Annotated in this window: 13 protein-coding genes and 1 riboswitch; of the genes, 7 read left to right on the plus strand and 6 right to left on the minus strand. The window is 65.1% G+C overall.

What is annotated here, in order from left to right:
* The first annotated feature begins 27 nt into the window (after nucleotides 1–27).
* From ACE3P0_RS16300 to ACE3P0_RS16310, 3 genes are all read left to right on the plus strand, one after another.
* Nucleotides 28–912: a dienelactone hydrolase family protein gene (locus tag ACE3P0_RS16300; protein WP_374403788.1), complete on the plus strand. Its 885-nt coding sequence runs from the start codon at nucleotides 28–30 to the stop codon at nucleotides 910–912.
* Nucleotides 913–1,015: 103 nt separating this feature from the next.
* Nucleotides 1,016–1,633, plus strand: coding sequence for a trimeric intracellular cation channel family protein (locus ACE3P0_RS16305; protein WP_371814663.1), 618 nt, complete (start codon nucleotides 1,016–1,018; stop codon nucleotides 1,631–1,633).
* A 123-nt stretch (nucleotides 1,634–1,756) separates the two neighbouring features.
* Nucleotides 1,757–2,467 (plus strand): pseudouridine synthase, encoded by a 711-nt coding sequence (locus ACE3P0_RS16310; protein ID WP_206254791.1) that lies wholly within the window; start codon nucleotides 1,757–1,759, stop codon nucleotides 2,465–2,467.
* A 24-nt stretch (nucleotides 2,468–2,491) separates the two neighbouring features.
* Here the strand turns inward: ACE3P0_RS16310 and ACE3P0_RS16315 are convergent, their stop codons facing one another.
* Together ACE3P0_RS16315 and ACE3P0_RS16320 are read right to left on the minus strand one after the other, a co-directional pair.
* The gene (locus ACE3P0_RS16315) at nucleotides 2,492–4,954 is read right to left on the minus strand and encodes an IPT/TIG domain-containing protein (RefSeq protein ID WP_374403789.1); all 2,463 of its coding nucleotides are present in this window, start codon (nucleotides 4,952–4,954) and stop codon (nucleotides 2,492–2,494) included.
* A 105-nt stretch (nucleotides 4,955–5,059) separates the two neighbouring features.
* Nucleotides 5,060–5,527, minus strand: a complete 468-nt coding sequence (locus ACE3P0_RS16320; protein ID WP_374403790.1) for an SRPBCC family protein — start codon at nucleotides 5,525–5,527, stop codon at nucleotides 5,060–5,062.
* 134 nt (nucleotides 5,528–5,661) lie between these two features.
* A riboswitch (S-adenosyl-L-homocysteine riboswitch) is annotated at nucleotides 5,662–5,762 on the plus strand.
* Between the two features lie 93 nt (nucleotides 5,763–5,855).
* Between ACE3P0_RS16320 and ahcY the strand changes: the two genes are divergently transcribed.
* Genes ahcY through metF form a run of 4 tightly spaced genes read left to right on the plus strand, consistent with a single transcriptional unit; the run spans nucleotide 5,856 to nucleotide 9,559 of the window.
* Nucleotides 5,856–7,265, plus strand: a complete 1,410-nt coding sequence (gene ahcY / locus ACE3P0_RS16325; RefSeq protein WP_374403791.1) for an adenosylhomocysteinase — start codon at nucleotides 5,856–5,858, stop codon at nucleotides 7,263–7,265.
* 10 nt (nucleotides 7,266–7,275) lie between these two features.
* Nucleotides 7,276–7,851, plus strand: coding sequence for a hypothetical protein (locus ACE3P0_RS16330; RefSeq protein ID WP_374403792.1), 576 nt, complete (start codon nucleotides 7,276–7,278; stop codon nucleotides 7,849–7,851).
* Nucleotides 7,852–7,865: 14 nt separating this feature from the next.
* Nucleotides 7,866–8,726: a TlyA family RNA methyltransferase gene (locus ACE3P0_RS16335; protein WP_374403793.1), complete on the plus strand. Its 861-nt coding sequence runs from the start codon at nucleotides 7,866–7,868 to the stop codon at nucleotides 8,724–8,726.
* Nucleotides 8,723–9,559: a methylenetetrahydrofolate reductase [NAD(P)H] gene (gene metF, locus ACE3P0_RS16340; RefSeq protein WP_374403794.1), complete on the plus strand. Its 837-nt coding sequence runs from the start codon at nucleotides 8,723–8,725 to the stop codon at nucleotides 9,557–9,559. Before ACE3P0_RS16335 ends, metF begins: the two co-directional genes overlap by 4 nt.
* Nucleotides 9,560–9,613: 54 nt before the next feature.
* Here the strand turns inward: metF and ACE3P0_RS16345 are convergent, their stop codons facing one another.
* The 4 genes from ACE3P0_RS16345 to ACE3P0_RS16360 form a co-directional block, all read right to left on the minus strand.
* The gene (locus tag ACE3P0_RS16345; RefSeq protein ID WP_374403795.1) at nucleotides 9,614–10,192 is read right to left on the minus strand and encodes a DUF924 family protein; all 579 of its coding nucleotides are present in this window, start codon (nucleotides 10,190–10,192) and stop codon (nucleotides 9,614–9,616) included.
* Complete coding sequence (locus ACE3P0_RS16350; RefSeq protein ID WP_374403796.1) at nucleotides 10,185–10,673, minus strand: GFA family protein; 489 nt, start codon at nucleotides 10,671–10,673, stop codon at nucleotides 10,185–10,187. The genes ACE3P0_RS16345 and ACE3P0_RS16350 overlap by 8 nt, the downstream gene beginning before the upstream one ends.
* Nucleotides 10,674–10,744: 71 nt before the next feature.
* Nucleotides 10,745–11,770: an extracellular solute-binding protein gene (locus ACE3P0_RS16355; protein WP_374403797.1), complete on the minus strand. Its 1,026-nt coding sequence runs from the start codon at nucleotides 11,768–11,770 to the stop codon at nucleotides 10,745–10,747.
* A gap of 11 nt (nucleotides 11,771–11,781) precedes the next feature.
* The gene (locus tag ACE3P0_RS16360) at nucleotides 11,782–14,328 is read right to left on the minus strand and encodes a DNA topoisomerase III (protein ID WP_374403798.1); all 2,547 of its coding nucleotides are present in this window, start codon (nucleotides 14,326–14,328) and stop codon (nucleotides 11,782–11,784) included.
* Nucleotides 14,329–14,338: the final 10 nt, after the last annotated feature.

The raw sequence follows: 14,338 nt of genomic DNA on the forward strand, positions 1-14,338 counted from the left end.
TGCAGACCCCAACCAAGGAGAGCGACGATGCAAGCCGGATCGCAGCAACCGATGCAGCAGGATTTCGACAGCCTTTCACCCGCCCGCGTCGCGAACCGGCGCGAGTTCGTCGCCGGCCTCGTGGCGAGCGGCTTTGCGCTGGCGGTGCAGCCCGTCGCGGCGCAGAGCGTGATCAAGACGCCGGCCGATGGCCTCGTCGCAGGCACCGTCGAGATTCCGGCCGGCGACATCACGCTGCGCGGCTATCGCGCGATGCCTGCCGGCAAGGGCCCGTTCCCGACCGTGCTGGTGGTGGAAGAGATTTTCGGCGTGCATGAGTGGATTCAGGACATCTGCCGCCGCCTGGCCAAGGTGGGCTACCTCGCGATCGCGCCGGATCTGTTCGCGCGCCAGGGCGACCCGACGCAGTACGACACGATTCCGAAGATCTTCGAGAAGGTGATCTCGAAGGTGCCCGATGCGCAGGTCATGCGCGACCTCGATGCCGCCGCCGCCTGGGGCGGCAAGAACGGTGGCAACGCAGCACGGCTCGGCATCACCGGCTTCTGCTGGGGCGGCCGCATCACCTGGCTTTATGCCGCACACAACCCGAAGCTGAAGGCGGGCGTGGCCTGGTACGGACGCCTGGTCAGCGCGCCGAGCGAGTTGTCGCCGAAGCACCCGATCGACCTGATTGCCGAGATCAAGGCGCCGGTGCTGGGTTTCTACGGTGGCAAGGACCAGGGCATTCCAGTCGATTCGGTCGAGAAGATGGGGGCCGCGCTGAAGGCGGCTGACAGCCGATCCGAAGTGCGCATCTACCCGGAGGCGGATCACGGTTTCCTCGCCGACTATCGCCCAAGCTTCAACCCTGCCGCGGCGGCAGACGCCTGGCCCAAGGCGCTGGCGTGGTTGCAGCAGCACGGCGTCTGATCGCCGCGCATTTGGCCCGGCGCAAGGGCGGGTGTGCGCGCAAGGGTATGCTTGGCGGCTCTCTCCGCATGCCCTGAACGTGATGCAACTGCCCGCGCCTGCCGTGAGTATTTCCCTGCTTGGTTACTGGCTCGGCATCGCCGCGGTAGCTGCCTGCGCGGCGGCGGCGGTGCTGGAAGTCGGCCGCAAGCAGTTCGACGCCTTCGGTGTGGTGGTGGTCGCTTTTGCCGCAGCGCTGGGTGGCGGCACAACGCGCGATCTGCTGCTGGGCCGCACGGTATTCTGGGTTGCCGACCCGACCTACCTGATCGCAGCCGCACTGGCCGGCATTGCGGCCTTTGCGCTGGCACGTCGCATGCGGCTGCCGCTCGACCTGTTCCTGATTCCCGACGCAATCGGCCTCGCGCTGTTCACGATCGTCGGCACCAAGGTGGCGCTGAACGCCGGCACCCACTGGACAGTCGCCGCGCTGATGGGCGTAATCACTGGCGTAGTCGGCGGCATCCTGCGCGATGTGCTGGCGAATGAAGAGCCGGTGGTGTTCCGCGGCGAGCTGTACGCCACGGCCGCGGGCGCCGGCGCGCTGAGCCTTGTCGCCCTGCTCGCACTGGATTTCAACGCGCCCTGGGCGGCGTTCTGGAGCGGCACGCTGATCTTCCTGCTGCGGCTGGCGGCAATTCGCTGGCGGCTTGCGCTGCCCAAATTCGAGTCACTACGCTAGCCGCTGTAGCATCCACGCCCTGACTGCCCGGCGCGCTCGTTCCCTGCCATGCCGCCCATGTCGGTGCCAAGTGAGGGCGAGTTGGGCGTATAGTCCGCGCCTTCGCGAAAAAGGAATCTCCCGATGCAACTCGACCGCATCCTCCAGTCTCAGGGCTTTGGCAGCCGCAAGGAATGCCGCGGCCTGGTGCGCCACGGCTTTGTCCGCGTGAATGGCGAAGAGATGGACGACCCCTTTGTCGAACTTGATCCGGCCGGGCTGGAATTCGAGGTCGATGGCGAGCTATGGTCATACCGCGAGGTGGCCTATGTGATGCTGCACAAGCCAGCCGGTTACGAGGTGTCGCACAAGCCGGTGCACCACCCCAGCGTGTTCGCGCTGCTGCCCGCACCACTGCGCGCACGTGGCGTACAGGCCGTCGGCCGTCTCGACGAAGACACCACCGGTCTGCTGATCCTCACCGAAGACGGCCAGCTGATTCATCAGCTCAGCTCACCGAAACGCGCGATCCCGAAGATCTACACCGTCACGCTGAAGCACCCGGCCACGCCGGAGCTGGTCTCTGCGCTGCTTGCTGGCGTGGAACTGCACGACGAGCCCGAGCCGGTGGTCGCGGCAGGCTGCGAAATCATCGGTGAGTGCTTGCTGCGCCTGACGATCACTGGCGGCAAGTACCACCAGGTCAAACGCATGATCGGCGCAGCCGGCAACCGCGTCGAAGCACTCCACCGCGGCGAGATCGGCCGCCTCGCCTTGCCGGCCGACCTCGCACCCGGCGAATGGCGCTGGCTCAGCGAGGCCGATCTCTCGGCGCTGCGCTGCGACGCCGCCTAAGCGGCGTGCAGCAACCACGCCCGCTCAGCGGGCGAGTGTCAGCGAACGGGCGTTGAAGCCACCCGAGAGACTGAATTCCCACTTGCCGCCGGCCGGCACGCCAGTCAGCGGCAACGTGGCCTTGCCGCCAGTCAGTTGCAACGCCAGCACCATCGGTTCAGCGCCGAGCTGGCGCACGCGCAACACCGGGTAACGCGCGGCATCCCAAGTCACCGTCAGCACACCATTTGCCTCGCTCCAGCTCAGCGGCAATGTGCTGCTGGCCGCATCACCGACCGACTGGGCCGCGGCCACCGGCGGCGAATCCAGCGTCACCGGCAGCGACATCGCCCCCTGCAGCACCTCGACCTTCGCAATCGTGCCCGGATTCGGCAGCGCAACATGGAAATGCTGCAGGCTGCTGCCGGCCTCGTCCGCCACCTTCACCGGCGTGAAGGGCACGTCAACCACGGCACCCGCAGTGGTCGTCACTCGCAAGGCGAAGGCGCCTCCCCCGGCGTAGGGCTGCGTCGCCATGCGGGCGCCGGGCGGTGCCAACCGCACCTTGCCATCGCGGATATCGCCGAAGAAATCCAGCATCTCGACCGGCTCAGCGAAGGGCGTGATCTGCGGGTAGGTGAAGCTCTGCATGAAGGTCTGAACCCGGCTGTAGTTGTAGTCCGAGAACCATTCGCCGTCGCAATAGCCCATCACGTCATGCGCGATGCTGGTGGCGGGGAAGTAGACCGTTTCCGGGCCGGCGGTGCCATTGCGATCGCTGTCGAACTCGTGCACCGGGTAGGGGCCTAGTCCCCCATCGGCGTATGGAAACTCACTATCAACCCCTGTCGGGTTACCACAGGGTGCATGCCCAAGACTCATGTTGTGCCCGATCTCATGAGTCATCGTATCCAGCCAAGCACTGGCGCCATAACGGTTCGCCGCCAAAGCTACAGAGTCAAGGCCAATTGCGGTTAAAGCTGCACCCGACGACGAGACATTCTGGTAGGCGAGGCCAGATGTACCGCCGTTGAATCCTGGCGACGGCACCAATCCGTAGTAATGCCTACCGTTGCCCTCAAGGTCCCGTAACGCATCAAGTTCGCCCAACGCACTACTCCAACTGCCGTCGACCGTGCTACTCACCGTCTTGGTCGTCAGCGTGAAGGGGGTCCGAATGCTGATCGTGATTCTGGACGCATCGATCGGGTAAGCCCGAGCAAACATGCGCCGTACGACTTGGATATCCGGCGCTGCACCGGTCGAGTTGTTGGTCACCAGCGGCACCAGCACCAGATTCAGGTTCGTCGGCCGCCCAACCCCCGGCGTTGCACTGCGCGTTGCACCGCTGTTGGCAGGCGCCGTGCTGGCCACCGTGACGCCAACCTGCAGCCCCGTCTGTACGCACGACGCGGGGATCTGCGCCGAGAAGGTGCCGGGCAGATCGTCCAGCGCCGGCGCTGTCGTCGGCAGCGTGGACGGCCCAATCAGCGTGAGCGTCGGGCTCGCCGCACAACCGCTGATCGTCGCCGTCACCTTGGGGCTCGCGATGCGCTGGTTGGCACTGACATAGGCCCGCACCAGCGCAGCCTTGCCGGGCACGAGGAACTGATAGGCCGCGCCGACCGGTTGCGAGTAAGCCTGCGCCACGTCGACGCGGGAAATCGTCACGACCGGCGTTGCCCCCGTCGTCAGCGTGAATACGCCGGCCTGTACCGATTGCCCACCGGGGCCGCTGAGGATCACGTTGCCGCTGGCTGCCGGGGCGGCAAAATCGAGCGACGTAGCCGTCCGGCTTAACATCACCGCCGCAACGCCACCAACCGTTACGCCCGTCACCGTATCCAGCGCAACGCCGCTCACCTGCACCGAGATGCCTTCCGGCCCGCTTGTCGGCGACATCGCACTGACGCTGATCAGCGCCGGCAATAGCGTGAAGCTCTGAGTCAGCGTGCGGGTGCTGCCGTTGGAGAGCACCAGAGCGAGGCTGCCATCGGCTGCACCGGCCGGCACCACGACCACGATCTGGGTGCCGGTTCGCGCGCTCGGCGTGACGGACACGCCACCAATGCGGACCTGGCTCACGTTCGCGAGGTTGGTGCCGCTCAGTGTGAGCGAATCACCCGGCCGCGCGCTGGAGGGCGACACGCTCGTAACCTGCGGCACGCCCAGCACGGTCAGCACCGTCGGCGAATCGACCGTTGCAGTACCCGACACCAAGGTCACCGTGCCGCTGGTCGCGGAATCCGGCACCACGAAGCTCAGGCGCGTCGTGCTGATCAGGGTGAAGGTGAGTTCGGCAGAACCGAAACGCACGCCGGTGACGCTGTTGAAGTTCGTGCCGACCACCGTGACCGTGTCACCCGGAAAGACGAAGGACGGGCTCAGGCCGGTGACCGTGACCGTGGCGGTCTGGGTGCCACCACCGCCACCGCCTCCACCACCACCGCAACCCGCGAGGAAAGCGGCACTCAGGAACACGATCAGGATTCGGTACAGATGGTGCATGACAGCGTCCTCTCAGGCCGATTGGCCTGCATTCTGGAGGTCGGATTATGACAAAGCGCTGGCGATGAAGATCCCGCGCGGGTGCGATCGGCGCTTGCGCCGCGATCAGTGGCGGCTGCCGCGCGCGGCAAACTCGCGGATCAGACGCACCGTATCTATATCGGCAGCGTGATAGGCGGCCTTAACGTAGCCGGCAAAAGCAGCGTCCTCACCGCTCTGTTCGCTTAGCGTCGTGCGGTAGGCAAATCGCAACACCAGCAGCCCTTCAACAGGCGCCTCGATCGTCACCGCAAGATGCCCGCCCGGGCGGTCGCCCTCGGCGGCCGTATCGAAACTGACGGCCCGGCCCGGCTCAATTCGCACGGTGTCGCGCGTGCGGAAGCTGCCAAAGTCCAGCGCGCGTTCGATCTGTGTCTCGCTGCGACTAAGGATTTCGCAGCCGACCAGCCCGGGCTGAAACGCGCAGGGGTCCTCCACACGCCACATCAGCCCCGCCCACACCTGCTCGCGCGTCAGCGGAACGGCCAGCGCTTCATTCGGGTCGTTGATCACCACTACATGTTCGAACTGCACGGATCGCCTCGTCGCCGCTTCGTAACGTGCAAAGTCTCGCACAGGCGGCGCGTTTCCCGGCCAGTCGCAGCGGTTTCCATTTGTATTCAGCGAGATAGCGTCGGCAAAGCGTACGAGTTGATCTATACTTCGGAACTTCCGAGGAGCGCTGCGAGAGTCGGGCATGCCCGAATCCCAGGCTCGGACCCTGCCAGAGCGCATTCGCGCAGGCGGGCAAGAACTGCGCTCACCCTGTCCAACCCTCGCCGGGCTTGGGTAGCGTGAGCGAACCGGAAGTTTCCGGTCACATCCCTGCTTCCCTCCCGGCCACACCGTTCAAGGAGTTCGTATGAACACTGTGGTCGATACCAAAGATTACGTCATCGCCGACCTGTCGCTCGCCGACTGGGGCCGCAAGGAAATCAAGATTGCCGAGGGCGAGATGCCCGGCCTGATGGCGATCCGCGAAGAGTACGCCGCTGCGCAGCCGCTCAAGGGCGCGCGCATCACCGGCTCGCTGCACATGACGATCCAGACCGCCGTGCTGATCGAGACGCTCACCGCGCTGGGCGCCGAAGTGCGCTGGGCCTCATGCAACATCTTCTCGACGCAGGATCACGCCGCCGCCGCGATCGCCGCGCAGGGCATCCCGGTCTTCGCCGTGAAGGGCGAAACGCTGACCGACTACTGGGACTACACCCACCGCATCTTCGAGTGGGCCGACGGTGGTTTTTCCAACATGATCCTCGACGACGGCGGCGACGCCACGCTGCTGCTGCACCTGGGCGGGAAGGCCGAGAAGGATCTGTCTGTGATCGCCAAGCCGACGTCCGAAGAAGAGACCATCCTCTTCGCGGCGATCAAGGCCAAGCTCGCGACCGACCCGACCTGGTACTCGACGCGTCTGGCACAGATCAAGGGGGTCACCGAAGAAACCACGACCGGCGTGCATCGCCTGTATCAGATGCACCAGCGCGGCGATCTGAAGTTCCCGGCGATCAACGTGAACGACTCGGTCACCAAGTCGAAGTTCGACAACCTCTACGGCTGCCGCGAATCGCTGGTCGACGGCATCAAGCGCGCCACCGACGTGATGATCGCCGGCAAGATCGCCGTGGTATGCGGCTACGGCGACGTGGGCAAGGGCTCGGCGCAGGCACTGCGTGCGCTGTCGGCACAAGTGTGGGTCACCGAAATCGACCCGATCTGCGCACTGCAGGCCGCGATGGAAGGCTACCGCGTGGTGACCATGGAGTACGCCGCCGACAAGGCCGACATCTTCGTCACCACCACCGGAAACTTCCATGTGATCCAGCACGACCACATGGCCGCGATGAAGAACAACGCCATCGTCTGCAACATCGGCCACTTCGATAATGAGATCGACGTCGCGTCGCTGGAAAAGTACCAGTGGGAAGAGATCAAGCCGCAGGTCGATCACGTCATTTTCCCGGACGGCAAGCGGATCATCCTGCTCGCCAAGGGCCGCCTGGTTAACCTCGGCTGCGGCACCGGCCACCCGAGCTACGTGATGTCCTCGTCGTTCGCGAACCAGACCATCGCGCAGATCGAGCTCTTCACGAAGACGGCCGACTACCCGGTGGGCGTCTACACGCTGCCCAAGCATCTCGACGAGAAGGTCGCGCGCCTGCAGCTGAAGACGCTGAACGCCCAGCTGACGACGCTGCGCCCCGAGCAGGCCGCCTACATCGGCGTGCCGGTCGAAGGGCCGTACAAGGCTGAGCACTATCGCTACTAAGCCGCCACGGATGCGCGCCCGCATCGCCATCGGTACCGCCCTCCTGCTGCTCGCCGCCTGTGGTGGCGAGCAGTGGGTGCGGCTGTCGCCCGAAGAGCAACAGAAGCTCGCCACGCCCGGCATTCGCATCAACGCGATCGCGGAACAGGCGACGCCAGTGATTGCGGACCTGCTCGCCGCCACCGAAGCAGAGGTGCTGATCAACGGCCGCCCGCTGAGCGAGGCGGAACTGGCGATGGCACAGACGCTCGGCATCGCCGCGCCGCAGAAAATCCGCATCGAAGTTCGCCGCCGCTTCCCGATGCCGGAGGATCCGCGCATGGCCAATGCGGCGCGTGAGCTGGGCCTGATCTTCGGCACCGATGACGAAGCCGGTCGCACGCAGGGCTACGCGATTCTGCTCAAGCCAGAGTTCGCCAACTCGCGACGACTGATCTCGCATGAGCTCGTCCACGTCGCGCAGTACGAACGGCTCGGCGGCATTGCGCCGTATGCGCGGCAGTATCTGGTCGAGATGCTGGCACTTGGCTACAGCCGCGCGCCGCTCGAACAGGAAGCCTACGCGCGGCAGATCACCACGCCGTAGTCCGACCGATGTCGATGAACTCCTTCCACGCGCGCAACAGCAAGCCGCGCGCCACGCAAAGCCAACGCAGCGTCACCGCGCATGCCGGCACCCGCGCAGACCAGTTGTTGGTCGAACGCGGTCTCGCTGCATCGCGCACCGCGGCGCAGCGGCTGATTGCGGCGGGCCGAGTGAGCTGGCAGTCGCCGCAAGGAACGCAGTTGGTTGGCAAACCGGCCGACTACCTGCCCGACAGTGCCGAGCTGCGGGTCGCCGAGGATGCCGAGGATCGCTTCGTGTCGCGCGGCGGCCACAAGCTGGCGGGCGCGCTGGCGCAAAGCGGCGTCACGGTCGTCGGGCGCCGCTGCCTCGATCTGGGCCAGAGCACCGGTGGTTTCAGCGACTGCCTGTTGCAGGCTGGCGCGGCACGGGTGGTTGGCGTGGAAGTCGGGCACGGGCAGTTGCACCCGCGCCTTGCGGGTGACACGCGCATCGTGACGCTGGAGCACCTCAACGCCCGTTCGCTCACCGCGGCGGATCTGGGCGAACATTTTCCGCAAGGCGGTTTCGATCTGGTCACCGGCGATTTGAGTTTCATCTCGCTGACCCTGATCCTTCCCGCCGCCACCGCTCTGATGCACCCGCAGGCCGACCTGCTGATGCTGGTGAAACCGCAGTTCGAAGTGGGTCCAAAAGGCCTCGCGAAAGGCGGCATCGTGCGCGACGCGGCGCTGTACCCGGAAGTCGAAACCAAGCTTCGCGCAGCCTGCGACGACTGCGGTCTCACCGTAGTGGGCTGGTACGACTCACCGATCACCGGTGGTGACGGTAACCGCGAATTTTTCGTCCATGCGCGCCGCGCAGCGGACGCCCCCGAATCAGCAGGTCAGTCATGACAGACAAACCCACATTCAGCATCGAATTCTTCCCGCCGGCGACGCCTGAAGGCGTCGAGAAGCTGCGCCTCGCGCGCGCGCAGCTGGCCCAACTCAGGCCGGCGTTCTTCTCGGTCACCTACGGTGCCGGTGGCTCGACGCGCGACCGCACGCTGGAGATCGTGCGCGAGATCCAGGCTGAGGGGCTGCACGCCGCGCCGCACCTGTCGTGCATCGGTGCGACGAAAGACAGCATCCGCGAGCACCTCGCCGAGTTCCGCGAGATGGGCGTTACGCGCATCGTCGCACTGCGCGGCGACCTGCCCTCCGGCATGGCCGACCCGGGCGAGTTCCGCTACGCGAACGAGCTGGTGGCATTCATCCGCGCCGAAACCGGTGACGCCTTCCACATCGAAGTAGCCGGCTATCCGGAATTCCACCCGCAAGCGCGCAGCGCCACCGCCGACCTCGACGCTTTCGCGACCAAGGTGCGCGCCGGGGCCAATTCGGCGATCACGCAGTACTTCTACAACGCCGACGCCTACTTCCAGTTCGTCGACGAAGCCTGGGCCCGTGGCGTGGAGATCCCGATCGTGCCGGGCATCATGCCGATCGCGTCGTTCAGCAAGCTGGCACGCTTCTCGGATGCCTGCGGCGCGGAGATCCCGCAATGGATGCGCCGCCGCTTCGAAGCCTTGGGGGACGACACGGCAAGCGTGAAGGCCCTCGGCCTCGATATCGTGACCGAGCTGTGCGAGCGCCTGCTCGAAGGCGGCGCGCCGGGGCTGCACTTCTACACGCTGAACCAGGCGGGGCTTACCAGCACCATCTGGCAGCGCCTCGGGCTGGCCTGAACTACTGAGGCTGGGCGCGCCGTAACAACCGCGCCCAGCCGGGTTGGATCTGGTTCAGAAACGTGAGCCGGGTTGTGCCAGGAACAGCAGTTCCTCGGCGCTCGACGCACGGCCGAGCAGCGAATTGCGATGCGGAAAGCGGCCGAATCGATCGATCACCTCGCGGTGTCGGCGCGCGTAGTCGAGGTAGGAAGCGCCATCCGGCCAAGCCGACGCAAGCCGTTCGAACAGTTCGACGGAACGGGTCTGCGCCTGTGCGTCTTCAGCGTGCTCGAACGGTAGGTAGACAAACACGCGCTGCACCGGCAAAAGCCGCTGGTCGTCGCCCCGCGCGAGCATCTCTCCGGCGAGCTCAAGCGCCAGCGCGTCACCCGCAAAGGCTTGCGGTGTATCGCGGAACACGTTGCGGGTGAATTGGTCGAGCAGCACGACGCGGGCCAACGCGCCTTCGGGCTCGGCATCCCACTCTCGCTGTCCGCCGGCGAGCGCCCGCGCAATGCAGTCGCCAAATCGATCGGCAATCTCGCGGTCAAAGGCATCGGATTTGCGGAACCACTCCGCACGTGGCGCACCGTGCCCGGCTGCGCCACGCGGCAGAAACCAGAAATCGACCAGCGGCTGCCACTCAGTCACTCGAAGCTCCCGCCCGCACCGTGGCGAGGCCGGGCTCGGCCTCGCCGTAAGCCTGCCGCCAGCGTGTGGTCAGCGCCTCGTAGTCGCTCGCCTTCTGCTCCGGCAAGCCGTCCGGTACATGCCACGGCGCCACACGCGTCTCCACCGCAAAGTGGCTGGTGGGCGGCACCTGCGCCGGTTCGTCGAGACTACCAACGGACAGATCCATGCGCGGCGAGTCGATGAAATGAAAGCTGAGCGGCGTGCCGCACTCGGCGCAGAAGCCGCGTTCGGCGATACGCGACGAGCGGTAACGTTTGGGCGAAGCCGCGAGCCATTGCACGTCGCTGACCGCGACGTTCACCCACGGCGCAAAGACACTGCCGAAGGCAAGCTGGCACATCCGGCAATGGCAGTAGTAACCCTCAGGATTCTCGATCCGCACGCGATACCGCACAGCACCACAGAGGCATCCGCCTTCGAGTTCGACAGCGTCGCTCATCGCGCGCTCCTCCAGTCAGGCTCAGGTCACATCGTGCGCCGGCGCGCGCCAGACGCGCGGTAAGGCGCTGCTTATCGCGCCTTGTCGTAGCCCGACATCAAGCGCTCCCAGTAGAGCGTGCGGCGGGCGTAATCCTCGACCGGCTCCAGCCAGATCAGCTTAGCTTCCTGACGCGACGGATCGGCGCCGGCAGCCAAGGTATTCGAAAGCCCCTGGCGCAGCGGCAACTGACCGCTGACCGCCGGCGTCAGCGTGTAGTTGATCCAGGCCTCGGCAAGGTTGCGATCGCGTGCGCTGCGCATCACCGCCCAGCAATCCAGCCACGCCAATGCGCCCTCGCGCGGAATCACGTAACCGATATCAGCACCGGCTTTTTCAAGCAGCTGCACCTGCTGGTCGCCGTAGTTGGCGTAAATGAGCGCGACGTCCTTGCTGCGGAACAGGTCGACGACTTCTTCGGGCTTGCTGTAGAAGGCCTGCACATTGTCGCGCAGCTGGCGCAGATGATTCACCGCCTGCGAGAACTGCGGCTGGGTGAGCCGGAACGGATCACTAAAACCCAGCGCAAGCGCGGCGAGGCTGAAGTTATGGCTGCTGCCGTTATAGGCCAGCACCTTGCCGCGGTACTTCGGGTCCCACAACGCTGTGATCGACGTCGGCGGTTTGGCAACCAGTTTGCGGTTGTAGATCAGCCCCATCGCCGAGTAGGTGTAGGGAATCGCATAGGCCTCGCCCTTGCGGGTCAGCCCAGGGATGTTCGACAGGTTGCGGAAACGCGCCGTCTGGTTATGCGTATTCGGAATGTTGCGCAGGCGCAGCGGCTGTACGAGGCCGTTGTCGATATAGCGCTGAAGCTCGGCGGTGTTCGCCGCGATGACGTCGAACGCAGCGCCATCCTTGTTGTTCGCCCGCTCCCACATTTCGTCGTCGGAACCGACATAGGTGACATCGACAGTGACGTTGAAACGCTGCTCGAACGCCTGCACCAGATCACGATCGGCATAGCCAGGCCAAGTCAGCAGGCGCAGCGTCTCGCCTGCGCCTGCTGGCGACACCAACAGCAGAACCGACAGGAGGCCGATCAGGCGTCGCAACATGCGGGTATCGGCTAAGCCGTCTTGCGACGCGTCCGCGGTGCCGGTTTCTCGGCCGGCGCGGCAGCCTCGTCGGCCGCGGCCTTCTTGCGTGCCGGTGCTTTGGGCGCCTTCTTCTCGAACTCGAAGCCGACCTTGCCGTCGTCGCCGCGCACCAGGAAGGCCGAGAACTTGCGCCGCGTGCGCGAGGAAACGAAGTTCTTCAGCAAATCAGTGCGCCCATCGTTCAGCAGCTTCTTCATCTGCGCCGGCTCGATTTCCTGCTGCAGGATCACCTTGCCCGAACGGAAATCGCAGGACTTGCCAGGGCCAACGGACTTCTCGCAGACATAGGAAAGGCCATGGTCGTAGACGTTCGCCCGGCACTTCGGGCAAGCGCCGAGGGCCCCTTGACCGGAGAAATCGACCGGCTCGGCCAACTCATCATCCTTCGGTTGCCCGAAGTCGAACTCCGGCTGCTTCTCGTCGTTCAGCTTGATGATCGCGTTGAAAGGCCGCCCCATCTTGTTGCGGAAGCCCACCAGCGGCCCCACCTGGCCTTCGGTCAGCAGCGTCTCGATCTCGTGCGGCTCGAACTGACGACCCGCGACGATCTTCCACAGCGAGTATTCACAATCGCTGCACTGGAATTTCTTGTAAGTTTCGCGGATCAGGCCGCTGCATTTCGGGCAGGGTGAATTCAGGATGCCGAAGTCGCCCGGAATCGTATCGCTGTCGTAGGTCTTCGCGCGCTCGACGATGTGCTTGGTCATCTCGGCGATTTCGCGCATGAAATCGGCACGCGAAAGTTCACCGCGTTCGATGCGGCCGAGCTTGTATTCCCATTCGCCGGTCAGTTCCGGCGACGTCAGTTCCTCAACCGACAGGCCCTTGAGCAGCGTGATCAGCGAAAAAGCCTTGGCCGTCGGGATCAGCTCGCGGCCTTCGCGAAGCATGTACTGCTCGGCGATTAGGTTCTCGATGATTTGCGCGCGCGTCGCTGGCGTGCCCAGACCGCGGCCGCCCATCGCTTCGCGCAGCTCTTCGTCATCGACCAGCTTGCCAGCGCCCTCCATCGCGGAGAGCAGCGTCGCTTCGTTGTAGCGCGCCGGTGGTTTCGTGACGTTGGGCTTCACCAGCACATCGTCGGTCCGCACCACTTCACCCGGCTTGACCGGCGCGAGGGCCGGCGTCGCATCGTCCTTGTCCTCCGCGCTCGCGGCTTCCTTGCCCCAGATCGCGAGCCAGCCGGCGTTGACCAGCACCTTGCCCTCGGTTTTGAAGGCTTCACCCTCGACGCGCGTGATACGGGTGGTCACCAGGTATTCGGCTGCCGGGTAAAACACCGACAGAAAGCGCTTGACGACCAGATCGTAGATCTTCGCTTCGGCCTCGGACAGGCTCTTGGGCACAGTGCCGGTCGGGATGATGGCGAAGTGATCGGAGATCTTGGCGTTGTTGAAGATGCGCTTGTTCGGCTTGACCCAGCCGTGCTTCACGATCTGGTTTGCGTACGGCGCGTAGCGATCGGGCAGGCCGGCCAAAACCCCGCCCACCGTGGGCAGGTAGTCTTCGGGCAGCGCACGCGAATCGGTACGCGGATAGGTCAAGGCCTTGTGCTTCTCGTACAACGCCTGTGCCAGCTGCAGCGTGGTACGGGCCGAGAAACCGAAGCGACCGTTGGCTTCGCGCTGCAGGCTGGTCAGGTCGAACAGCAGGGGCGAGAGCTGGGTCGAGGGCTTGCTTTCCTCCTCGACCTTGCCGGGCTTGCCGTCGCATTTGGCGCGGATCGCCTCGGCGCGCGCCTTGTCCCACAGGCGGCTGGCGGTCGCGTGCTCGTCGTTCTCGTCCTTCTTGAACTTCTCGTCGAACCAGCGCCCAACGTAGCCGCCCGCTGCAGCGCCAAACTGACCTTCAAGCTCCCAGTAGTCGCGAGACACGAACTTGCGGATGCGCTCCTCGCGCTCGATCACCAGGGCAAGGGTCGGTGTCTGCACGCGCCCGACGGTGGTCAGATGAAAGCCGCCGCTCTTGGAGTTGAAGGCGGTCATCGCACGCGTGCCGTTGATGCCGATCAGCCAGTCACTCTCGGCACGGCTCATCGCAGCATCCGCCAGGCCCGACAGTTCCTTCGCAGGACGCAGGCGGGCAAAACCGTCGCGGATCGCCGCCGGCGTCATCGACTGCAGCCACAGGCGCTGAACCGGCTTGTCGGTCTTCGCGTGCTGCGCGATGTAGTTGAAGATCAACTCGCCTTCCCGCCCCGCGTCACAGGCGTTCACCAGGCCGGTCACGTCCTTGCGCTTGATAAGCTTGGTCAGCAGTTTGAGCCGGTCGGCCGTCTTGTCGATCGGGTTCAGCGCGAAGTGCGGCGGAATCATCGGCAGATGCGCGAAGCTCCACTTACCACGCTTGACCTCGTACTCCTCCGGCACCGCGAGCTCGAGCAAATGGCCAATGGCCGACGACAGCACGTACTGCTCGGATTCGAAGTAGTCGCCTTCACGGGTGAATCCCCCGAGGACGCGGGCAATATCCTGCGCCACGGAGGGCTTTTCGGCGATGATCAGTAGCTTGCTCATGTTGGGTCGA

The organism is Niveibacterium sp. (assembly GCF_041909475.1).
In the GTDB taxonomy this organism is placed as follows: domain Bacteria; phylum Pseudomonadota; class Gammaproteobacteria; order Burkholderiales; family Rhodocyclaceae; genus Niveibacterium.